This is a genomic window from Marinobacter sp. 3-2 (genome assembly GCF_003751355.1).
GTDB classification, from domain to species: domain Bacteria; phylum Pseudomonadota; class Gammaproteobacteria; order Pseudomonadales; family Oleiphilaceae; genus Marinobacter; species Marinobacter adhaerens.
Genome location: NZ_RJUQ01000001.1, coordinates 1 through 21218, shown reverse-complemented (window position 1 = coordinate 21218; position 21218 = coordinate 1). Strand labels below are relative to the sequence as shown.

At 55.2% G+C, this 21218-nt stretch carries 18 protein-coding genes and 1 tRNA gene; 2 read left to right on the top strand and 17 right to left on the bottom strand.

The window, feature by feature from the left end:
* Positions 1-2: 2 nt before the first annotated feature.
* From bfr to EDB94_RS00045, 11 genes are all read right to left on the bottom strand, one after another.
* On the bottom strand, positions 3-479 hold the full coding sequence (bfr, locus tag EDB94_RS00095) for a bacterioferritin (RefSeq protein WP_108019490.1): 477 nt from the start codon (positions 477-479) through the stop codon (positions 3-5).
* 89 nt (positions 480-568) lie between these two features.
* Positions 569-775 (bottom strand): bacterioferritin-associated ferredoxin, encoded by a 207-nt coding sequence (locus EDB94_RS00090; protein ID WP_012139146.1) that lies wholly within the window; start codon positions 773-775, stop codon positions 569-571.
* Positions 776-882: 107 nt separating this feature from the next.
* Positions 883-2169 (bottom strand): Xaa-Pro dipeptidase, encoded by a 1287-nt coding sequence (gene pepQ / locus EDB94_RS00085; protein WP_108019614.1) that lies wholly within the window; start codon positions 2167-2169, stop codon positions 883-885.
* Positions 2162-3076, bottom strand: coding sequence for a LysR family transcriptional regulator (locus tag EDB94_RS00080; protein ID WP_108019488.1), 915 nt, complete (start codon positions 3074-3076; stop codon positions 2162-2164). The genes pepQ and EDB94_RS00080 overlap by 8 nt, the downstream gene beginning before the upstream one ends.
* Before the next feature lie 75 nt (positions 3077-3151).
* Entirely contained in the window at positions 3152-4162 is a 1011-nt protein-coding gene (locus tag EDB94_RS00075) for an ABC transporter ATP-binding protein (protein WP_062782921.1), read from the bottom strand.
* A complete protein-coding gene (locus tag EDB94_RS00070) occupies positions 4159-5157 on the bottom strand; it encodes an ABC transporter ATP-binding protein (protein WP_014575819.1) in 999 nt (332 codons plus the stop codon). The genes EDB94_RS00075 and EDB94_RS00070 overlap by 4 nt, the downstream gene beginning before the upstream one ends.
* 4 nt (positions 5158-5161) lie before the next feature.
* On the bottom strand, positions 5162-6094 hold the full coding sequence (locus EDB94_RS00065; protein ID WP_014575818.1) for an ABC transporter permease: 933 nt from the start codon (positions 6092-6094) through the stop codon (positions 5162-5164).
* The gene (locus EDB94_RS00060) at positions 6091-7140 is read right to left on the bottom strand and encodes an ABC transporter permease (RefSeq protein ID WP_041644890.1); all 1050 of its coding nucleotides are present in this window, start codon (positions 7138-7140) and stop codon (positions 6091-6093) included. The genes EDB94_RS00065 and EDB94_RS00060 overlap by 4 nt, the downstream gene beginning before the upstream one ends.
* Positions 7141-7217: 77 nt before the next feature.
* Positions 7218-8780, bottom strand: a complete 1563-nt coding sequence (locus EDB94_RS00055) for an ABC transporter substrate-binding protein (protein WP_108019486.1) — start codon at positions 8778-8780, stop codon at positions 7218-7220.
* Between the two features lie 156 nt (positions 8781-8936).
* The gene (locus tag EDB94_RS00050; RefSeq protein WP_014575815.1) at positions 8937-9659 is read right to left on the bottom strand and encodes an LrgB family protein; all 723 of its coding nucleotides are present in this window, start codon (positions 9657-9659) and stop codon (positions 8937-8939) included.
* Positions 9649-10008: a CidA/LrgA family protein gene (locus tag EDB94_RS00045; protein ID WP_108019483.1), complete on the bottom strand. Its 360-nt coding sequence runs from the start codon at positions 10006-10008 to the stop codon at positions 9649-9651. The genes EDB94_RS00050 and EDB94_RS00045 overlap by 11 nt, the downstream gene beginning before the upstream one ends.
* Before the next feature lie 75 nt (positions 10009-10083).
* Here EDB94_RS00045 and EDB94_RS00040 point away from each other — a divergent pair, with 75 nt between their 5' ends.
* On the top strand, positions 10084-10629 hold the full coding sequence (locus EDB94_RS00040; protein ID WP_108019481.1) for a YaeQ family protein: 546 nt from the start codon (positions 10084-10086) through the stop codon (positions 10627-10629).
* Between the two features lie 194 nt (positions 10630-10823).
* Positions 10824-10900, top strand: a tRNA-Arg gene (locus EDB94_RS00035).
* A gap of 352 nt (positions 10901-11252) precedes the next feature.
* Here the strand turns inward: EDB94_RS00035 and EDB94_RS00030 are convergent.
* The 6 genes from EDB94_RS00030 to EDB94_RS00005 all read right to left on the bottom strand — a co-directional run bounded on the left by EDB94_RS00030 (position 11253) and on the right by EDB94_RS00005 (position 21122).
* On the bottom strand, positions 11253-12740 hold the full coding sequence (locus EDB94_RS00030; RefSeq protein WP_108019479.1) for a class I SAM-dependent DNA methyltransferase: 1488 nt from the start codon (positions 12738-12740) through the stop codon (positions 11253-11255).
* Positions 12741-12957: 217 nt separating this feature from the next.
* A complete protein-coding gene (locus EDB94_RS00025) occupies positions 12958-15456 on the bottom strand; it encodes a S8 family peptidase (protein ID WP_108019477.1) in 2499 nt (832 codons plus the stop codon).
* A 15-nt stretch (positions 15457-15471) separates the two neighbouring features.
* Positions 15472-16470, bottom strand: a complete 999-nt coding sequence (locus EDB94_RS00020; protein WP_108019475.1) for an AAA family ATPase — start codon at positions 16468-16470, stop codon at positions 15472-15474.
* 64 nt (positions 16471-16534) lie between these two features.
* A complete protein-coding gene (locus EDB94_RS00015) occupies positions 16535-17893 on the bottom strand; it encodes a restriction endonuclease subunit S (RefSeq protein ID WP_108019474.1) in 1359 nt (452 codons plus the stop codon).
* Positions 17890-20697, bottom strand: coding sequence for a DEAD/DEAH box helicase family protein (locus EDB94_RS00010; RefSeq protein WP_108019472.1), 2808 nt, complete (start codon positions 20695-20697; stop codon positions 17890-17892). The genes EDB94_RS00015 and EDB94_RS00010 overlap by 4 nt, the downstream gene beginning before the upstream one ends.
* A gap of 143 nt (positions 20698-20840) precedes the next feature.
* Complete coding sequence (locus EDB94_RS00005; RefSeq protein WP_219908289.1) at positions 20841-21122, bottom strand: restriction endonuclease; 282 nt, start codon at positions 21120-21122, stop codon at positions 20841-20843.
* Positions 21123-21218 lie beyond the last annotated feature (96 nt).

Sequence of the window (21218 nt, the reverse complement as noted above, 5' to 3'; positions counted from 1 at the left end):
AGTTACTCCGCGGAGGATGACTGAAGCTGGATGTAGTTCTGAATGCCCATCTGGGAAATCATTTCCAGCTGGGTTTCCAGCCAGTCGATGTGCTCTTCTTCACTATCGAGAATGCTGCGGAACAGTTCACGGCTGGTGAAATCCTGCACTTCCTCGCAGTAGAGGATCGCTTCTTTCAGGTCGGTGTGGGCAATTTCTTCCAGTTTGAGATCGCACGAGATCATTTCCTCGACGTTTTCGCCGATCAGCAATTTGTTCAGATCCTGGAGATTGGGCAGCCCTTCGAGGAACAGGATCCGCTCGATAAGCTGGTCTGCATGCTTCATCTCGTCGATGGATTCTTCGTATTCCTTGGCGGCCAGCTTGGTAATACCCCAATCCTTGTACATGCGGGAATGGAGAAAGTACTGGTTGATCGCGGTCAGCTCGTTGCCGAGGATCTTGTTCAAGTGCTGGATGACCTTTTTATCGCCTTTCATGGTCGGGCTCCCTGATGGCCGAATGAATCAGTGTCTTAGGATAGCCCCTTATGGCGCAGGAGAAAAACAGAACCGGACAATCGTGCCGGTCAGGCAGGCTGGGCGAGCATGTTGGCCATGGCCAGGTAATCGGGCGTGCGGCTCTCGCGCAGGATTTCGCGGGCGGTGCAGGCACAGCGTCCACACTGGGTGCCCACACCCAGCTCTTTGCCAAGCTGGCGCATGGATGACACGCCGTTATCGGCAGCTTCGCGAATTTCCCGGTCGGTTACGCCGTGGCAAAGGCAAACGTACATAGCAGTGACTCACCAATGACAATAAAAGTTAGTGATAATTATTGTCATTGGCATCTCGAAATGCAAGCCTTCTGGCTTAAATTTGTGCAACTTTTGTGTTGCGAGACTCACAAACCCCGGGTCAGATTCCGCGAACCTGCGTCGGTAACCACCACGTTGTCCTCGATACGGATTCCGCCGCAGCCTCTCAGCCGGCCAATCAGCTCCCGGTTTAAATATTGCCCCAGCTCGCCTTCCAGCAGTGGATCCAGCAGCGACGGAATGAAATAGAGACCCGGCTCAATGGTTACCACCATACCGGGTTCAAGCCGGCGGGTGAGGCGAAGAAACGGCGCGTCGTCCGGAGGTGGCGTTGGTTTTCCAGCCACGTCGTGAACCTGGACGCCCAGGAAGTGACCGATGCCATGGGGGAAGAACACACGGGTGATGCCCTTTTCGACGATGTCCTCGTCATCCAGGCCGGTAACCAGACCGGTAGCCGACAGCAGGGCGGCAAGCCCCTGATGCGCCTTGCGATGGATGTCGATGTAGTCCACCCCGGGCGCGACCATGTCGCAGAGCCTGACCTGAAGCCGGTCGAGACCGTGGATCAGCGCTGCGAAGTGCGACTCTTCCGGACCTGCCGTGGTACGGGTGATATCGGAGCAGTAGCCCCGAAAACGGACCCCGGCATCGATCAGCAGGCTGCGGGTCTGCCCCGGCGGCTGCGTATCGTAATACTGGTAGTGCAACGTCCCGGCGTGCTCGTTCAGACCAATAATGCTGTGATAAGGCGCTTCGGCTTCCCGCTGACCGGTTGCCTGCTGGTAGGCCAGGTTGATGCCAAACTCGCTCTCACCGACCAGGAACGCCTCCCGGGCCGCCGCATGGCCTGCCAGAGCCAGTCTATTCGCCTGTGCGAGACACTCGATTTCGTAGGGCGTTTTGCACACTCGGGTCTCGTCCAGATCCCTCAGCAGGGCCTCCGGATTTTTCTCACCCGGAAAATTCGATATCAGGGCAGGATCCCCGATCACCGCAAGGCTTTCCGGATCATCCAGCAACGGGGCCTCGGGTGAGGCACTGCTGCGAACCTCGATGAATTGCTGCCACGGCTCTTCCGCCAGTGGCGAATTGGCGTGCCAGAAGTCGACCGGTTCGAACAGCCAGAGCACGGGCTTGTGCCCGGCCCGGATCCAGAGCCAGCAGTGTTCGCGACCGGCCAGCCCGGTCCAGTGCAGAAACGGACCATAACCCTGGAAATGCCAGGCCTGGTCATCTCCATAACGGTAAGGCGCGGCGCCGGAAGCAATCAGCAGGCTGTCGTAGCCATGCTCTGCCAGGGCCGATTCGTATCGGGCCTGCAGTTCTTTCAGGTGATCGGTCTGCAGCGACAACAGCGCATCATCAGGCATGGCCATCTTCCAGTGTTTTCCAGAGCGTTAAAAGATCGTCCGAGCGGGTGTCACGGAGACGGATCAGGCGAATTTCCAGGGGGACATCCCAGCCTTCGTCACCGGCTCGCACCAGACTGCCGAACTGTTCGCTTTTTTCTGTCATGCGCCGGGGCAACCACCCCATGCCGAAACCCTGCTTCACCAGCGCCTTGATGCTGGCGGACTGGGTGTTCTCGTTCAGGGGTAACAGATTGGCCGTCAACCTGTTGCGGGCAAGATGGCCTTCAATCGCCGATTGCAGGAAACCACGACTGTGATAGGCGATCAGCGGTACCGGCTGTTCCGGGCTGCCCGGCAAGGCAAACCGCGGATGCCCCTGATCGTCAGCAACACTGACCGGAACCAGGGATTCGCGAGCCAGCACCAGCCAGTCGTAACTATCGGCAGTCAGCCTCCCGCCCCAGGGCAGATCGGGATGCCAATAGCACAGCACCAGATCACACTCGCCACTGTCGAGCGCCTCCAGAAACTGCTCCCCCACCCAACTGGTGGCACTCAGGTTCAGTTGCAAACGCTCGGCAATGCCCGCGTCTTTCGCCCAGCCCTGGTAAAAGTGCGAAAACAGACCCTGCGTGGAACCCACACTGATCCTGGCAGACACCTCGGCTTCAAGGGCGCTGATTCGATCACGGGTATCCCGGACATCCCGGGTGATCCGCTCGCACAGCTCCCGGAATATCTCGCCAGCGGGCGTCAGCGAGAGCGGCAGCGTCTGGCGGTTGACCAGCGTGCTGCCCATGGCTTCTTCCAATAATTTGATCCGGCGGCTGAACGTAGGCTGGCTCACGTGCTGCAACTCGGCAGCACGTGAGAAATGGCGCGTTCGGGCCAGCGCCAGAAAATCTTCCAACCAGCGTACTTCCATGGAGTCCCCTGAGGGTATGTCGTTGTATCGATGCGAGTTCTGCTGCTGGCATCATAGCCTATCGCAGCGGCGCCGTTACAACCTGCCCTCTTCCACCGCGTGGCACGCAACCTGGGTTCCGCCATCCGTGGTGATCAGCTGGGGCACTTCCTGCCGGCATCGCTCGTTGGCATAAGGGCACCGCCCATGGAATACGCAGCCCGACGGCAGGTTCACCGGCGTGGGCACCTCTCCTTTCAGGCGGATGTGGTTGGGGCGATCGTCCTCCAGTTTCGGAATAGCCGACAACAGCGCCTGGGTGTAGGGATGTCGGGGCGCGGAAAACAGCGTTTTGGTATCCGCCAGCTCACAAACCCGCCCAAGGTACATGACGGCAACCCGGGTGCCGAAATGCTCAACCACCGCCAGATCGTGGGTAATAAACAGGTAGGTCAAGCCCCGGCTTTCCTGGGCGTCCATCAGAAGGTTCAGCACCTGGGCCTGGATCGACACGTCCAGGGCCGAGATCGGCTCGTCGGCCACGATGAACTCCGGATCGACTGCCAGGGCCCGGGCAATGGCTATCCGCTGGCGCTGGCCACCGGAGAATTCGTGGCCGAAACGGTTGCCCCAGTCCTGATCGATGCCCACCGAATGCATCACCTCGTGGATCTTGTCCCGCACCTGCACCGGGGACCAGTCCGGGTGATGGAACCGGATCGGCTCCTCCAGGGTCTGCTGGATGGTCATGCGCGGGTTCAGGGACGCATAGGGATTCTGGAAGATCATCTGCATCTTGCGCCGGTACGGCAGTGAATCCTTGCGCTCCAAATTGTCGATGCGCTGGCCGTCGTAGTGAATCTCGCCAGCGCTGGGCGAGAGCAACCCCATCACGGTTCGGGCCACGGTCGACTTGCCACAGCCGGATTCGCCCACCACGCACAGGGCCTCGCCCTTCTGCACTTCCAGGTCCACGCCGTTGATGGCATGGACTGCCTCCTGTTTGCGGCGGAAACGCCCGCCTTCGAAGGTGATCTGCTCCAGCAGGCTGCCGGACAGGTCAAAGCGTTTCTCGAGACCGCGGATACTTACCAGAGGGGAGGTCATGATTCGGCCTCCTGCATGCGTTTCTCCTGTTCAATCAGGTTGGCAACTTCGTAACAGGCCACATTCACATTGCCCGAGCGCACATACTCCGGCATGGCCTGCTTGCACTGCTCGGTGGCGAAGTTGCAGCGGGGATGGAACGGACAGCCGGAGGGCACGTTCTTCAACGATGGCATGGAGCCAGGAATCTGGAATAGCCGCTCGCCGGGCTCGCCCATCTGGGGCAGCGCGTTGATCAGCCCCTGGGTGTAGGGGTGCTGGGCATCATTGATAATTTCCCGGGTTGGCCCCTGCTCGATAATCCGACCGGAGTACATGACCAGCATTCGCTGGGTCACCTGGGAAACCACGCCCAGATCGTGGGTAATCAGCATCAGCGCCACGTTCTCCTGTTCGCACAGGTTCAGCAGCAGATCCATGATTTCCGCCTGAATGGTGACATCCAGAGCCGTCGTGGGCTCATCCGCGATGATGATTTCCGGATCCAGCAGCAGGGCGATGGCAATGATCACCCGCTGGCGCATGCCCCCGGACAGCTCATGGGGGTATTGATCGAGACGCTTCTCCGGAGAAGGAATCTGCACCTTCTGCAGCCGGTCCAGAGCAATGGCACGGGCTTCTTTTTTACTGATTTTCCGATGGGCAAGGATAGCCTCCACCATCTGGGTTCCGATGGTGAGGACCGGGTTCAGGGTCATCATCGGATCCTGGAAGATCATGGCGATACGGTTACCACGGATTCGGCGCAGCTCGCGCTCGCTCATGGCGGCCAGGTCCCTGCCCTCGAACAGGATCTGCCCGCCGGCGATGTAGCCCGGTTTGGCAATCAGGTTCAGGATGGAAAAGGCAGCCACCGACTTGCCGGCACCAGACTCCCCCACCAGGCCCAGGCGCTCGCCCTTGTCCAGGCTGAAGCTGATGCCGCGCAGCGCTGTCAGGTCGCCACCACGCACGGCAAAACGTACATCAAGATCTTTTACTTCCAACAGTGCCATGGTGTTACCCCTTGTACAGCCGTGGGTTCATCACATCCCGCAACCAGTCACCCAACAGGTTGATGACCAGCACGAGCACCACCAGCACCAGGCCCGGGATCAGGGTGATCCACCAGGAACCGCTCTGGATGTAGTCAAAGCCGGATTTGATCAGCGACCCCAGCGACGGCTGGGTCTCCGGCATACCGAGCCCCAGGAACGACAGCGCCGCCTCGGAAATAATGGCGTTGGCAATCTGGACCGTGGCGATAACGAAAATCGGCGACAGGGTATTGGGCAAGATATGCCGGAACATGATCCGTCGGGTCCCGAAGCCCATCACTTTGGCGGCGTCGACGTATTCCTTCTTTTTCTCCGCCAGCACCGAAGCACGAACGGTCCGGGCAATCTGGGGCCACTCGGCGACACCGATGATGAAGATCAGCATGTAAATGGCGATCTCGCCAAACATCAGGTTACCGAAGCTCGCCTTGAACACTGCGCCCACGATGATGGCAACCATCAGGGTGGAAAACGACAGCTGAACATCGGCAATGCGCATCAGCACCGCATCCACCTTGCCACCCAGGTAGCCGGCGAGGAGGCCGAACAGAATGCCTAGAAACGCCTGCAGGACCACCGCCCCGAAACCGATCATCAGGGACACCCGGGTACCGTAAAGAATGGTGGACAGCAGATCCCGGCCCTGAGCGTCGGTGCCCAGGGGGAATGCCGGATCGGCACCGCTCATGCCCACCGGGGGCAGCTCGGAATTCATAATATTGATCTGCGCCAGATCGTAGGGATCGGCGGGCGCCAGCAAGGGCGCAAACACCGCCGCCAGCACCATCAGCAGCAGCACGGCAAAGCTGACAATCGCCACCTTGTCGCGCTTGAAGCTGTACCAGAAGAAGGACTCGCGGAAGCGGTCCCAGCGGGAAACCGTTGCCGTTGTCATGCTTTCTTTCCTGTCAGTTTGACGGTGGGATTCACCAGACCGTAGATCAGATCCACCAGGGTATTGGTAACCACGAAAATCAGGCCTACCACCATCAGGTAAGCCACGATCAGCGGAATGTCACTGCGGGTAATGGCCTCCAGGAACATCAGGCCCACGCCCGGCCACTGGAACACGGTTTCGGTGAGGATCGTGTACGCCACCATTATGCCGATCTGCACGCCGCCCACGGTGATCACCGGAAGCATGGTGTTCTTGAGTGCGTGCAGGAAGTTAATGCGGCCGGCGCTCAGGCCCTTAGCCCGGGCGTAACGCACATAGTCGCTTTGCAGCACTTCCATCATCTCGGCCCGGATCAGCCGGATAAACAGCGGCAGCATGATCGAGGCCAGCGACACCGACGGCAGGACCAGATGCATTAGCCCGGTACCGGTGAAGAAACCGGACTCCCAGGTGCCGAAAAGGTGAGTCAGCTCATCACCACGGCCGTAGGAAGGCAGCCCGCCTTCGGTGCTGAAGAAATCATTGAGCCACTGACCCCAGCCGGTATCCGATGGGAACCAGTTCACCGTCACACCAATGGAGAACAGCTGAATCAGCACAATGGCCGTCAGGAACACCGGTATGGAAATACCCACGGTACTGACGCCCATAAAGAATTTGGATAACCATGCCTGGGGCCGGATAGCGGCATAAACACCGATCGGCACGGAAAGAAACACAATAATCAGACTGGCACCGATGACCAGCTCCAGCGTCGCCGGCAGGTGTTCGGCGATCACTTCCAGGGTCGGCTTGCTGTAGAAATAGGAGTTACCCAGATCGCCCTGGAGCGCATTGCCTGCAAACCGCAGGTACTGCACCACCATCGGGTCGTTCAGGCCAAGCTCCTCTCGAATGGCTTCCCTCTCCTCTTCGGAGACGGACATACCCACCATTTCCTGAAGCGGGTCCCCGAGGCCATCCTGAATGGCAAAGGCAATCACGCTGATCACAAACATGACCAGAAACGCCTGGGAAATCCGCTGAACCAAAAACGCTAACATGGAAAGCTTCCGGATAAGGCTTGCAAACAAAAGGCCGGCGCCGGATCACTCCAGCGCCGGCCGGCCATCAAAGGCAGTTACTCAACAACCAGATCACCCAGGTACGGGAAGTTCATGACATTGAGCACCGGCTCAATGTTCACGTTCTTCTTGGAGGCCCAGGCCAGATCCTGCCAGTGCAGCGGAACAAAGGCGGCATCGTCGTACAGACGCTGTTCCACTTCCTGTAGCATGGCGGCACGCTTGTCCAGGTCAGTTTCGACGTTGGCTTTCTGAACCAGGGCGTCGATTTCCGGGTTGCAGTAGTTACCGGCGTTGTACTGGCCAGCGCCAGTGTCGGCATCCGGGCAGAAGGTCAGGAACTCGTAGAAGTTGGCGGAGTCTTCGGTATCCGCGTGCCAGCCGATCATCATCATGTCCGCGGCGCGGTTGTCATACTCCGGCCAGTACTGGGCCTTAGGCAGGGTTTTCAGATCCACCTTGATGTTGATACGCGCCAGCATGGCAGCCACTGCCTGAGCGATCTTGTCGTCGTTCACGTAGCGGTTGTTCGGCGCCATCATGGTGATGGTGAAACCGTCCTCGTAGCCGGCTTCCTTCATCAGCTCCTGGGCCTTGGCCACATCGAAGCGCGGTGTCAGGGACTCGTTATAGCCCTGGTAGCCTTCAGGCGACATCTGGGCGGCAGGGGTGGCGAAGCCTTTCATGATCTTGGCGGCAATGCCTTCCTGGTTGATGGCATAGGCAATCGCCTGGCGAACCTTCGGGTTCTTGAAGGCTTCCACTCGCTCCTGGTTCATGTGGAACAGGATGATGCGGGTGCCACTCATGGTGACCAGGTTGGCGTTCTTGTCGTTGCGGATCCGCTCCAGATCATTGGGCGGAACCGGGGCGATAAAGTCGACACCACCGGACAGCAGCGCAGACACACGGGTGTTGTTCTCTTTGATCGGAGTCAGCACGATCTTGCCGACGTTGCCCGGAGACTCGGTATCCCAGTAGTCGTCAAAGCGCTCGAACTCGACGCGGACACCCTGCTTGCGTTCGGTCACGGTGTAAGGGCCGGTGCCCGACAGATTCTCGGATGCGAAGGAGTTGCCATGCTTGAGGATGGCGCTCTTGTCTTTGCCGTCTTCGGTCTGGCCGCTGTAGAACTCGCTGTCGAACGGAAAGATATAGGTGGCGGTGTTCAGCAGCAGCGGATAGGGCTCGCTGGTGACAAGCTCGAAGGTGTAATCATCGATGATGTTGATGCCGCTGAAAGGCTTGAAGATGGCCTTGAAATCCTGGCTCTGCTTCAGGCGGTCGAAGGTGAACTTCACATCCGCGGTCGTCAGCTCGTTGCCGGAATGGAACTTCACGCCCTCACGGAGTTTGAAGCGCATGGTGTTTTCATCAACTCGGGTCCAGCTCTCTGCCAGGCGCGGCTCGAAACCAAGATCCTTGGTCCAGCGCAACAGCGGATCAAAGGTCATATGGGACAGCTGGAGAATGCCACCAGACAGCTGCTCATGAATGTCGAGGGTCACGGGGTCGGCGTCGTACGCCATCTTCAGTTCCTTGGTCGCCTCGGCAGACAGGGCTACCGGCGCCGCCGCCAGGGCCATGGAACCGACAAATGCTGCAATCAGTTTTTTCATCGCGTTTTCCGTCGCTGTTTTAGGAATTTTCACGGAACATCGGCGCAGAACGGCGCCGAATGCCTGGCCAACAAGCTAGTCTCGGAAAACACTTAGGGCAATCGAAATTGCGACATGGGGCTATACGCCAGGTGAATGACCTGATTTGGCGCAGACTTACAGCCGGAAAACCAGAGGCAGGATCAGGGCAGTAAACACACCGGTAAGTCCCATTCCCAGAGACGCAAACGCGCCGGCGCTATGGCTGATTTCAAACGCCCTGGCGGTTCCGATGGCATGGCCATTCAGCCCCAGGGCAAAGCCCAGAATCCGTTCGTCTTCAACAGGCAAAAGCCGCGCGAGCAGGTCAACGAAGAGGGTTGCCACCACGCCCGTGATCAGGAGCCCGCCCATCATCAGGGGCACAGAACCGCCCAACTGCTCGGTAATACCGATGGCGATAGGCGCAGTAACCGACTTGGGCGCCAGCGATGCCAGGACCTCCGGTGTGGCCCCCAGAGCCCAGCCAATCACCACGGCATAAACCGCCGCCATGGTGGCGGCAATCGGCAGCGTGACCACAATCGGGCGCCACATGGCACGGATATGGTGCATCTGCTGGTACAAGGGAATGCCGAGTGCGACGGTGGCAGGCCCCAGCAACACCGTCAGCCAGCGCGCGCCCTGTTGGTAATCCTGGTAATCCACCGCCAATGCGATGAAGCCAGATAAAAGACACGCAGACAAAACAACCGGCGGCAGCCAGATAGGCCGGCCAATGCGGGAGAACAGCCAGTTGCCGGCAAAGAAGGCACCGAGGGTCAAACCGATCGCAAGAATCGGGGTGGCGGCAAGCGACTCCGGCAGGGCCTGGAAGCGCGCAAGGAGCTCACTCACCATCGCTAACGCCTCTTTTCGTCACCGCTTTCATCAACAACAAGGTGGTCAGCACACTGAGAAAAGTGCCCACCAGCAATGCCGCCGCAACCGCCAGCCACTGCCCGGAGAACTGGTTCGCCGTGAAAAACACACCCACCACCCCCGGCATGATCAAGAGCACCAGCACCGATATCAGCCCCTGGCTGGCCTGAGCAAGATCATCACTCACGTTGCCTTTAAGCATCAGCGTGAAAGTAATGACCACCATCCCCAGCACGCCACCACTCACTGGCAGCGCCAGCAGCAGGCGCACGGACTCGCCAAGAATAAAAAACAGCACCAGAACCAGAAAACCACGCAACATCGGCATGCGCTTACACTCACCCGGGAAAGAATTGCATTACACTAGCCCAAACCCCTATCCCGATACCAATGCAGGAAGCCCATGGCGCTCAAAGCAACCATTCTCAAGGCGACCCTCAATATCGCCGACATGGACCGCCACTACTACGCGGATCATCAATTGACCATCGCCCAGCATCCGTCGGAAACGGACCTGCGCGTGATGATCCGGCTGCTTGCCTTTGCCCTGAACGCCAGCGATACCCTCGAATTTACCAAAGGCCTGAGCACCGATGATGAGCCAGAGCTGTGGCAGAAAGACCTGACCGGCGAAATTGAATTATGGATTGAGCTTGGCCTGCCAGAAGAAGACCGAATAAGGAAGGCCTGCAACCGCGCCGGGAAAGTAATCCTCTATACCTATGGCGATCGCGCATTCCCAGTCTGGTGGGACAAACACCACGGCAAGCTGGAACGTTTCGACAACCTCACCATTGTTCACCTGCCGGGCGACAGCACTGAGGCCCTGGCAGCGCTCGCGGACCGGTCCATGAGCTTCCAGGTGACCATCCAGGATGGCGAGGTCACCTTCAGCAATGACAACAATCTGGTATCGATTACCCCCGAGCAGCGACTACCCCAAAACTGAGGGCAGGACTTGCCGCCGGGGGCTGGACAGACACCCGCTACGCACGTAAGATTGCGCACTCGAAATCGGCGAGTCATCGTCGAGCTCGAAGCGCCCGTAGCTCAGCTGGATAGAGCGTTGCCCTCCGGAGGCAAGGGTCAGAGAAAAAATCCGGAACCGAAGGCAACGGTCAAACATGCCAAACTTGTTGAAATCCGCCCGTAGCTCAGCTGGATAGAGCGTCGCCCTCCGGAGGCGAAGGTCTCAGGTTCGAATCCTGACGGGCGGGCCATTTTCTTGGCAATTCAATACGTTACGCCCCTCAATCCTACCTGCTATAGTTGTTTCGCGAAAATGCAATCGCTCAAGCTTCGAACCGGGTAATGACCTCTGCCCTGCTTTTGAAATTGCTCTGTCTGGCACAAGAAATTGAGCCTGTGTCCAAATTGTGTCCACGGTGTGTCCACAGCTTTTGGCACATTTTTCGAAGCTTAAGAATTCTGACCTTTGCACTGAATCCGAAAAATACTGACTTGGACACAGAGAACAGTCGAAAGCAATCTTTCTCTCGCGGCTTCAGGGGTCTCGTGCAATCACCATGAGCTAACAGCCCCTTGGTACCCACCAGCCCCACTCCTTAATGCTCATGCTTTCGAAAGCCCGCTGAGAACCTCTCTAAAGCTGTTCAATCCAGCCTCCAGATTTTCAATAATCTCCTCCGCAAGGTCATCCGGTTCCGGCAGGTTATCCAGGTCGGTCAGACTTTTGTCCTTCAACCAGAAAACATCCAGGCTGGTTTTATCCCGCGCGACCAACTCCTCATAATCGTATTTGCGCCAGCGACCGTCGGGATTGTTTTCCGGATGCCAGGCTTCCACTCGCTTGCTGGGATTCTGGGGGTTGTAGCATTTAATAAAGTCAGCCAAATGCTCATATCGCATGGGCTTTTTCTTGAGGGTGTGGTGGATGTTGGTGCGGTAATCATAGAACCAGACTTCTTTCGTCCAGGCATTGGGACTAGCGGGCTTGTTGTCGAAAAACAAAATGTTTGCTTTCACGCCCTGAGCGTAGAAGATCCCCGTGGGCAAACGCAGAATGGTATGCAGCGTGGTGTTTTCCAAAAGTTTCCTGCGAATGGTTTCACCGGCACCGCCCTCAAACAGTACGTTATCGGGCACAACTACAGCCGCCTTGCCTGTGGTTTTCAGCATACTGCGGATGTGTTGAACAAAGTTGAGCTGTTTATTTGACGTGGTGGCCCAGAAGTCCTGACGGTTATAGGTCAGCTCATCGGTTTCTTGCTCGCCTTCCTCATTGGTAAAACTCATGGAGCTTTTCTTCCCGAAAGGCGGATTCGCTAGCACGTAGTCCACATTGATGGGGCTCGCGGCGACCAGCGCATCGTTCGGGGAAACCAAGCTATCGCCGTCGATCTCCCCGATGTTGTGCAGAAACATATTCATCAGGCACAGACGACGGGTATTTGCGACGATTTCATTGCCAAAAAACGTACTGTGTTTTAGAAACTGCTTCTGATCTTTATCGAGCTGGAAGTTTTCCGGATCGGTAAGAAAGTCGTAGGCTGCCAAGAAAAAGCCTCCGGTGCCACAGGAAGGGTCAGCAATGGTTTTACCCGGCTCCGGCCGTAAACACTCAACCATGGCGCGAATCAGTGGTCGTGGCGTGAAATACTGGCCCGCGCCGGATTTCGTGTCTTCCGCATTGCGCTCCAACAGCCCCTCGTAGATATCCCCTTTTATATCGGACCCCATCATCACCCATTGGGTGCTATCGATCATATCGATCAGCCGATAAAGCTTGGCAGGGTCCTGAATCTTGTTTTGAGCCTTGGTAAAAATCTGCCCCAGCATACCGCTATGCTTCCCCAGCTCTCGTAGCAGCTCAACATAGAGAACCTCCAGCTCTGCCCCCTTCTTACTGGTAAGAACCGGCCAGCTGTATTTCTGCGGAATGCCAACATCACGGTTATAGGGCGGTTTGCTGTACTCGTCCGCCATTTTCAGAAAGATCAGATAAGTCAGCTGTTCCAGATAGTCGCCGTAACCCACACCGTCGTCACGCAAGGTGGTACAGAAGCTCCAGACACGGGAAACAATGGACGAAGTATTCATTAATGACGTTCCTTGAGGGCAAGCAATTACCTGCCTGATTCAGTGATACGGTACTTTTAGGTTCGGTTTCGAAGGTCACCAACCAGTTGAGCTCAAGTGAGTAAGCGTCAACCACAATTGCCGGATTCTTACTTGGACTCTGCTTGAAACCGACGTGGTCCATTTAATTGTTCGCTGAGTCGACGGACCATGTGTGTGATCAACCGCTGGGTGATTACTATACAACCACCGGCACACCAATCTGATTGGCAATTGGGGTATACAAATCAACATCAACTTCCGGAGCCCTGATGGATACCACCAGTGAGTACTTCACTGCCTGATTGTAGCGGCCCAAAGCAGGCCTGGTTTTCCACCAGCCAAGGGCTGGATAGACGGCAATAACACCCCGGCTGGCCAGCTCAGCGGCACTGCCTCTCCATTTATCAGAATGAAGCGAGCCCCTATGGCGATTACTCTTGCCAAGCAACCAGGCAGAATCGCTTTGGCCAGAACTTGAATATTCCTCGGCTTCCCTCGCGGCCACGTTGATTCGTGCCCTGAAATCGTCATCGCTCTCCAGCGGACGCTTCACATCAAAACGCAGGCCGTGGGACTCATACCGATAACGAGAAGTCACGCCACGCGCGGAAGGGTTGGGCTCTATGAAGTATGAAAGAGTTACCCTCATTTCAACCTCCGTTTCGCCCAAAGCCTCAAGCTCCGCAAGCGGCCAAGGCAGGCGATGCAAATTCATATCCTTGAGTTGAGGGTCGCTCCCTTTTTTCCGCTTGAATGGGTGAAGCTTCTCCTCGCATACCATCGTTAAAGAGTTATCAACACTCCACAACGCTCTGGCCAAATCAGGTTCGCCAAATCCGCAATGTCTCACCAGACTGGCCACCTGTGTTTTGGTCGGCTTACCACGAACCGGCAGAAACATTCGTTTCATGCCACCTGTCCATTCGGCAGAATGCACAATCAGACCGCGAATCGTCTCAGGGCGAAGCTCCGGGTATTCAGCCATTAGCTGCGCCGCCATCCTGGCCGCCAAAGCTGAGGCGGCGCTTGTTGCATTGGTTGTGGTAAAGATCCGTTCATTGACCTGAGCGTTCGTGGTCAGCAAACTCAGGCTTGGCATCCATGCCGCACCAAGCCCATCCGTTGCGGCGTTTCCACCTTCAAAAACGACGTCGGGTTTCAGCGGCCAGTGCGGCTGCCAAGTTTGAGACGTGGTACTAAACGGACTGAGGGCGCCCAACTCAGCAATCGGCTCGTAGTCGCTGGCATCCCCCTCGGTAATGTTAACAAGGTGGGTCATAGCGCCAACAGTGAGCACATTCCATGCTTGTGCCGGATCATGAATCGCATCGGTCGAATTACTATTTGGGTATTCCATCCAGGCGTTTGGATCTTGAATATTTCCGGCAGAGACAACGAACAACCTTGGTGTCTCGCCTTGCTCATCGGCATCGCAGGCCAGCCGATCTAGCGTCGCAGACCAAGCCGACGGGCGACCACGATCCCGGTTATCTTCAGCGGTAATGGCCATACTAAAAACACGTTTACGCCTCGCTGCGCTGATGGTCGGGCGCGCAACTGCTTCTGCTGTCAGATAGCCATGATGCTCCGGGTCTCCGCCATTGGCCCCGTCTGCCGGAATCAACTTCACAGATTCAAGCCTGTGTTTGACAGCAAGAGGTTGATTACTCTCCAAGGCATCCGTGAGATTGCCCATCAAGGCAATCCCGGCCATGCCTGTCCCGTGCCCATCGTGATCGTTTAAGCCCCAGCCGGGTTCTACACTGTGCGTGTCAGCGTTTGATAGTGCCCTGGCAAGCAGCGGATGACCATTGTTCACTCCGGTATCAAACAGACAAATGTGAGGAGCCTCCGTATCCTCACCCGGCAAAGTTAACCTCTCATTCAACTCATTCACCCACTCCACTTGTTCAGGTGGCGGCAATGAATCAAAAAAGTCGGCAGTTTCCTTGGCCCGTCTCAACTCGGCGATCATATTGAGGGTCATAACCGAGCGTTTCATTTGTTCCACTGAGCCAAAGACCAGCAAAATAGTTCTCTCGGGGAAGTAGAGTTCTCCCGATGCAACTTTAAAGCGCAGCCCAGCAGCCATTTCTCGGAACTGCCTGATTACGGCCTGACGATTTTTACGCACGGGAAGCCAGACTTCCCACCAAAGATACTCGTCATCAGATGTCGGCATGGACTCAGGCGTATCGGTCCATAACGCCTGCAAAGTAGCCGCTCGGATCTCCGCAACTGTGTTGAGCAAATTACTGCTTTTTGGTCCATTTTTAGTATCTTTCGATTCGTCCAGATAACCAGCGATAAGCTTTTCAAAAACTTCCAGCTTACCCTCCGGAACGAAGACAGTGGCGAACACCCTATCTTCTTCATATCTGACATTTCGTAATTCAATGCCTGACCTTTCACGCGCCAAAGACTCGAAAGCCAGCTCAACATCAGGAAAACCCTCGAACTCGATCTGTAAACCGACACCTTCCTCTATACCAGCACGGTGTTGTTGTTCAACGGCGTCTGCGAGGGTTGGGTGAAGACTCTGAAGTTTACCCAGCAAGACATTGCCATGAGCCTGACGGTCACGACTCGGTACGGGTACTCCGCCCCCTCCCTGACCCGGTGAAGTAAAGCTTTCTGACTTACCATTATTCTGAAAAATGAAATGTGGACGGTTATTTCCCTCGTTTACCGGCATGCAACATCCTTATTTTTAGCAGTTTTCGCCACTCAATCGATTCGATAGGCTCCTACGCTCTTCGAGAGACAGGCCAACATCTTTTTCAGAAATCTGGTCTTTACGTTCAATCAACGCGGTCTTCAATACTTCATCCGCCGCCCTGGTGAGCTCCGCATAACTCAAGCCAAGAGCCTTTGACGCCAGCCTTTTCCAAGAAATGTGTTTAACGGCCTTATGCTGTAGCCGGGCTTTTAAGACACCGGAGATATGCTTTTCATCGGGCAGTTCGTAGTGCAATAAATCATCAAACCGGCGAAAAAGCGCGTTATCCAGAATTTCAGGATGGTTTGTGGCCCCAAGAATCAGGCTATGGGATTGATCCTGCTCGATCATTTGAAGAAAGCTGTTCAGTATTCGCCGAACTTCACCCACATCATTGGTCAGCCCACGCTGTGAGCCGATGGCATCAAACTCATCGAAGAAGTAAACACCTCGCGCCTGCTGGGTTGCCTCAAAAATCTGCCGGAGCTTTGCTGCGGTTTCACCCATAAACTTAGTCATCAAACCATCCAGGCGTACTTCAAACAACGGCAGGCCCAACTCGCCGGCCAGCATTGATGCTGTCATGGTTTTACCCGTTCCCGGGGGGCCAACCAGAAGTAATTTACGCCTTGGTTGTAGACCGTGAGACAGAATTTCAGCCGCATGACGCTGTTCCCGAATAATGCGCTCAAGCTGTTGCTGCAGATCATCCGCCAACACCATGTCGACCAGACGATTTTTCGGATAGCTGACCGTTAGCAGATTGGCCAACTCACCGCGCGGCTTGCTTATGGGTACGGTCCTAGATTCTGATGACGTAACTTGGCGAGACTTCGCCTGATCAATCAGTGTGCGAAGTTCCTCGGCGAGCTTTCCGTGGCCCATCTTGGCCTCGCGGGCCGCCACCTGCATCGCAATGGAATAGAAGCGGGTGTCGTCACCCTCCAGATGGGAACGGAGTAGCGCTTTGAGTTGATCTGCACTGGCCATTAGATAGCACCTCTTATCGGAGCACTATTGTACGCAGCAGGCCAACGAACCTGAAACACTGACATTATGTCGTCTCCCGGAGATAGGAATCTAAGAAGTGCGCTGAAGTTCTAACCATCTGCTCTCCCTTTTGCTTTTCCGCACTCATTCGATCCAGTAGTTCGCTGGCCGGTTCGTCATTAGGATCCTGTGAGACCAGTTGACCGGAGAAGGCCTTTTTCAAAACAGATTGGCGGATTAATTCAACACGACGCAACTCCGTTTCGATGATCGAAGAGACGTTCTCTTCGATGGAGAGCAATTCTCTTAGCTTATTTACAATTTCATATTGTTCTTCAAGCGAAGGCAGGCTGATCTCGACTGAGCGAATATTGTCCAAGTTCAAACCCGGCTTTCCAGCTCCATAAGCAAACTTCGATAACTGCTTTCTGCCAGCTGCCTCTGACACCAAAAACCAGTACAGGAATTCTGAATCAATATCTTCTGTAGGCCTGCAAAGAGCCACATGCTGGCTTACGTACGCAGTGCCAACGTCGGCAGAAACCCGTCCTGTTTTGGTTACATTTGCACCTGTAATGGTGACAAGAACATCACCCACCTGGACTTGAGTTCTCCGCCCTTCAGCCTTTGTAGGCAAAGCAACAAAGGCTTTCTCATCTAAATCTAGCCTGTCATGCTTCAAGTTCTGAGCACGTATAAACGTGTCGCCACAGTCCGAGTAGTACTGTGCCCAACCACGAGATCCTGACGTTAACAATACGAGCAGATTACCCAGCTTTTCTAGCCGCCATGGCACAGTAGCGTTTTTTTCTCGCCATTGGGCAGTAAGCTTCCCCTCAAATGCGTGTTTAAGCGTGGCCTGTCGATAGACCTTGAGCTGTTCGCGGGCGGTTTTCAGCGCGACGATGCCGTTGTCCAATTCAGAAAAGAGTTCTTCGATTTTGGCAACGATGCGATATTGCTCAGGAAGTGGAGGTATTGCGAACGTCAAATTATGAACGAACGCTTTGGTAATCGCCTTGAAAGTAGAGCCTGTTCCCTCTCCAGACAGATTCAATTCAATGCTTCTGAACAGAAGCAGTATAAATTTTGAATCAACACCGCCAATAGGATGAATTGCCGCCAACCCCCTACCTATACAACAGCGGGACTGAGCCAAGTTTGTCGGCCCTACTGGCGCCCTTACTGAAAGCAGAATTGCCCCAGCCTCAGCAATTTTATTGGGTTCGGAGCAATACTTGTTAATCGTCGGGTAAACGGATCCAAACTCAGCTTTACCCTGAAAAAATGGCAGGCCATTACCATCAAGGTTGTACGTTTCTGAGGCCGGTGACTGTCCCATGGTGAGGTTCGTGAATTCAGGCAATTTAGCGATAGCCCAATGCTTCGGAAGCTTCTCATTGCCGAGATTTATAGCCTTCACGCCACCAACTCCTGATTCAACTCATCCATCACCCAGTCCATCTGGGCTCCAAACAACTGATACATCCGCCCCAACCCACCCTGGGCATCAAACGGAGCCATATCCAGATCATCCCGGTCAACGTGGAATGAGCTGGCAACGTGGTCGCGGATCAGGTGCAGCCAGGCCATTTGCTGTTCGTTGAATTTGTCGCTACCACCAGCGTGGTATTTCATGATCCAGTCCTGAAAGTTCTTTCTGACGGTGCTACCGAAGGTTCTGATTCCCGGGTCGATGCCGCATACGCGGCGTATCAGTGCCACCAGGGCGGTGAGCTCACTCAATGGGTTCTCACCTTTGTAATTGTCCAGGTGGGCATAAGCCTGCCAGACGCGCAATGGTGCGAGCTTTGGCCGTTCCTGCCTAAGCTGTTCCAGCAGGGCTTTGATTTGGGGGTAAGTCACTTCGCTGCGCCTGGCAGGGGTATGAAAGTAGATGCTCAAAGCGTCAATGTTGTCTGCGTGCCCCTGAAGGTAGTCGGCAAACTCCTCCACCAGGGCTTTGGCATTGTCCGTGGTTTCACCAGCCCATTCGGCGGTGATTATATTATCCAGGTCGTCGTGGACAATGGTTTGTTCCTTATCTCGGCGGATGCTATCGATCAGGTCGATCAAATCGCCGTTGAATACATTGGCAACCTGGCTTACCAGTTCTTTCTGGGCCTGATCACGGGCGCTCTCGCCAGGGTCTGTTCCCGCTGGCTGGCTGACAATTTCCAAAGCTTTTTGTTCCACCCGGTCGCCATCAATGGCATTGAACAGTTCACCTACAATCGTCAACAGGGGTATACCGCCCGCTTTCCCGACGATGCGGGCACGCTCTTTATCGTCCAACTGTTTATCAAGTCTTGCCAAGCGTCCAGCCAGGGAAGATACAGTATCCGTATCGCTGGCGCCCATCATTACGCCCATGGCTAGGTCTTTCATGGGCACGCTAGGTTTAGTGATCAGTGGTTGGCTAGCGGTTTTCAGGGATTTAGTCACGCCGATGGCGTCCACAATCACGTAGTGGGTTTTGGCGCCTTGCGCAGATGGCGTGACCTTTTTCAAACTGTCTTTATCCAGAGTTCGAGTGCCCCGACCTTTCATTTGTTCGAAGTAGTTCTTGCTCTTCACATCCCGCATGAACAGCAGGCATTCTAGCGCTTTCACATCTGTACCAGTGGCGATCATATCCACGGTCACGGCGATCCGCGGGTAGTAGTCATTACGAAACTGGGCGAGTACGGATTTAGGGTCTTCGCCTTTTTCGATCACTTTGCCGTCAGCATCCAGTTTGTCGTTGGCCACCCGATAGGTGACCTTTCTGCAGAACTGATTGCTCTCACCAAATTCCTCTCGCACCGTCTGAATAATGTCGTCGGCGTGGCTGTCGGTTTTGGCGAAAATCAGGGTTTTCGGGACTTCCTCTCGCCCTGGAAAAATGCTGGGCAAGGCATCCCTGAAGGCACGAAGCACCGTCCGGATCTGGTCGGGATTAACAATATTCCGGTCCAGTTGCTTGGCGGTGTAGGTTTCGTCTTCATCCTGGGTTTCCCAGCGCTTGCGACGGGTGCTACGTTCGCGCCTTTCCACCTGCTGTTTGGCGGTAATCTCGCCGCCTTTCCGAGTTTTCTCGGTTTCAATCACATAAACTTCGTTGCCAACGTTAACGCCATCCGCCACGGCTTTTTCGTGGTCGTATTCGCTAACCACGTTTTTGCGGAAGAAACCAAAGGTGCGGTTATCGGGTGTGGCGGTCAGCCCTACCAGATAGGCATCGAAATATTCCAGCACCTGACGCCACAGGTTGTAGATGGAGCGGTGACATTCATCAATGATGATAACGTCGAAAAACTCGGGAGGGATCTTGTCGTTATAGACCACCGGCAAGGGCTCTTTAGGCCGCGTGAATTGTTCTGCCGGGTTGTGTTCTTCAAATGATTCGTCCAAAGGTTCGCCCCTGAGGATGGAGTACATTCGCTGAATGGTACTGATACACACCTGGGCATCTTTGGCCACAAACTGATTTTTCAGGCGCTGGACGGTGTAGAGCTCGGTGAACTTCCGGTTATCGTCGTTCGGCAAAAAGCTCATGAATTCCTGTTCGGCCTGTTCTCCCAGGTTTTTGGTATCTACCAAAAACAGGATCCGGTTGGCACTGACCGGCTCTCTCAATAAACGGTAGCTGGAAGTAATAGCGGTAAAGGTTTTTCCCGAGCCCGTCGCCATCTGTACCAGAGCGCGGGGTTTATCCTGTTTTAAAGATTCTTCCAGATTGGTGATAGCGGTAATCTGGCAGTCCCGCAGACCGGTGGTGTTCAGCGGCGGAAAATCCTGTAATCGAGCGCGAAGGCTTTTTGGTTCATGTACCCATTTTGCCAATGTTTCGGGGCGATGAAAGTTGAACACTTCCCGTGAGCGGGGGTGTGGGTCGTTGCCATCGGTAAAACGGGTAATCACGCCCGTGCTTTCATACACAAAACGCAGAGGTTGGCTGTTGTTGACCCACTTCAGCGTGGCGTTAGCGTAGCCCTGAGACTGGTCTTCGACGATGGTGATTTTCTCACCCCAGGACTCCGGCTTGGCTTCGATTACACCAACGGCTTGTTTATCCACGAAGAGAACATAGTCGGCCGGACCAACATCAGTTTGGTACTCGCGCACCGCCACACCAAGTGAGGCAGAAAAATCGATCTTTTTCTTGTCCTGAACCGCCCAGCCAGCGATTGCGAGGAGCTGATCTATCTCGTCTCGGGCTTTTTGTTCCGGATTTTGATTGACCATGCGTACTTCCTTATTTACGTGCCCATGCCGAGTCTAGCCAACATGATCGCGGCTCGCGCGTTATCCTAGCTGCGCTTATATGAGTGAATCATCCGCAATTTTCTAACCGACTAGCTTCGAACAGAATCCCTGAAGACACAGCATCACTCTTCAATGAAATAGTCGGTATCGACCTGTTTGACTTCGTAAACGTCTTTGACGTTGACACCCAAGCTGTTCTCGATCATGAGCTGAGCCAGCTCACGCCCATCGATAAGTACAACCTTCATATCGAGTCCAGCGGCTGCATCGCGAGCACCGGATGAAAAATCCGATGTGGTTAGAAAAACACCTTTTCGGGCACGTTGCCGTGTGAGTGCACCGATAAACTTGTCTATTTCTGGGCGGTGGACCGTATTTGTCCAACGTTTGGCTTGAAGGTATATGTGTAGTTGCCCCCGCTAAACCGGACACCACCTCATTCGTTTGATGCCAGTTCCGCCCGGTACTCCCAGGGCGATTTCATTTTCAGCCCCTTGTGC

Excerpts from the sequence above, each read along its gene's own strand:
- EDB94_RS00010 (WP_108019472.1), bottom strand. The coding sequence starts at position 20,697 with ATGGTCAATCAAAATCCGGAACAAAAAGCCCGAGACGAGATAGATCAG.
- pepQ (WP_108019614.1), bottom strand. The coding sequence starts at position 2,169 with ATGCCTGATGATGCGCTGTTGTCGCTGCAGACCGATCACCTGAAAGAA.
- EDB94_RS00080 (WP_108019488.1), bottom strand. The coding sequence starts at position 3,076 with ATGGAAGTACGCTGGTTGGAAGATTTTCTGGCGCTGGCCCGAACGCGC.
- EDB94_RS00025 (WP_108019477.1), bottom strand. The coding sequence starts at position 15,456 with ATGCCGGTAAACGAGGGAAATAACCGTCCACATTTCATTTTTCAGAAT.
- bfr (WP_108019490.1), bottom strand. The coding sequence starts at position 479 with ATGAAAGGCGATAAAAAGGTCATCCAGCACTTGAACAAGATCCTCGGC.
- EDB94_RS00050 (WP_014575815.1), bottom strand. The coding sequence starts at position 9,659 with ATGGTGAGTGAGCTCCTTGCGCGCTTCCAGGCCCTGCCGGAGTCGCTT.
- EDB94_RS00040 (WP_108019481.1), top strand. The coding sequence starts at position 10,084 with ATGGCGCTCAAAGCAACCATTCTCAAGGCGACCCTCAATATCGCCGAC.
- EDB94_RS00065 (WP_014575818.1), bottom strand. The coding sequence starts at position 6,094 with ATGACAACGGCAACGGTTTCCCGCTGGGACCGCTTCCGCGAGTCCTTC.
- EDB94_RS00090 (WP_012139146.1), bottom strand. The coding sequence starts at position 775 with ATGTACGTTTGCCTTTGCCACGGCGTAACCGACCGGGAAATTCGCGAA.
- EDB94_RS00045 (WP_108019483.1), bottom strand. The coding sequence starts at position 10,008 with ATGCCGATGTTGCGTGGTTTTCTGGTTCTGGTGCTGTTTTTTATTCTT.
- EDB94_RS00060 (WP_041644890.1), bottom strand. The coding sequence starts at position 7,140 with ATGTTAGCGTTTTTGGTTCAGCGGATTTCCCAGGCGTTTCTGGTCATG.
- EDB94_RS00055 (WP_108019486.1), bottom strand. The coding sequence starts at position 8,780 with ATGAAAAAACTGATTGCAGCATTTGTCGGTTCCATGGCCCTGGCGGCG.
- EDB94_RS00020 (WP_108019475.1), bottom strand. The coding sequence starts at position 16,470 with ATGGCCAGTGCAGATCAACTCAAAGCGCTACTCCGTTCCCATCTGGAG.
- EDB94_RS00030 (WP_108019479.1), bottom strand. The coding sequence starts at position 12,740 with ATGAATACTTCGTCCATTGTTTCCCGTGTCTGGAGCTTCTGTACCACC.
- EDB94_RS00075 (WP_062782921.1), bottom strand. The coding sequence starts at position 4,162 with ATGACCTCCCCTCTGGTAAGTATCCGCGGTCTCGAGAAACGCTTTGAC.
- EDB94_RS00070 (WP_014575819.1), bottom strand. The coding sequence starts at position 5,157 with ATGGCACTGTTGGAAGTAAAAGATCTTGATGTACGTTTTGCCGTGCGT.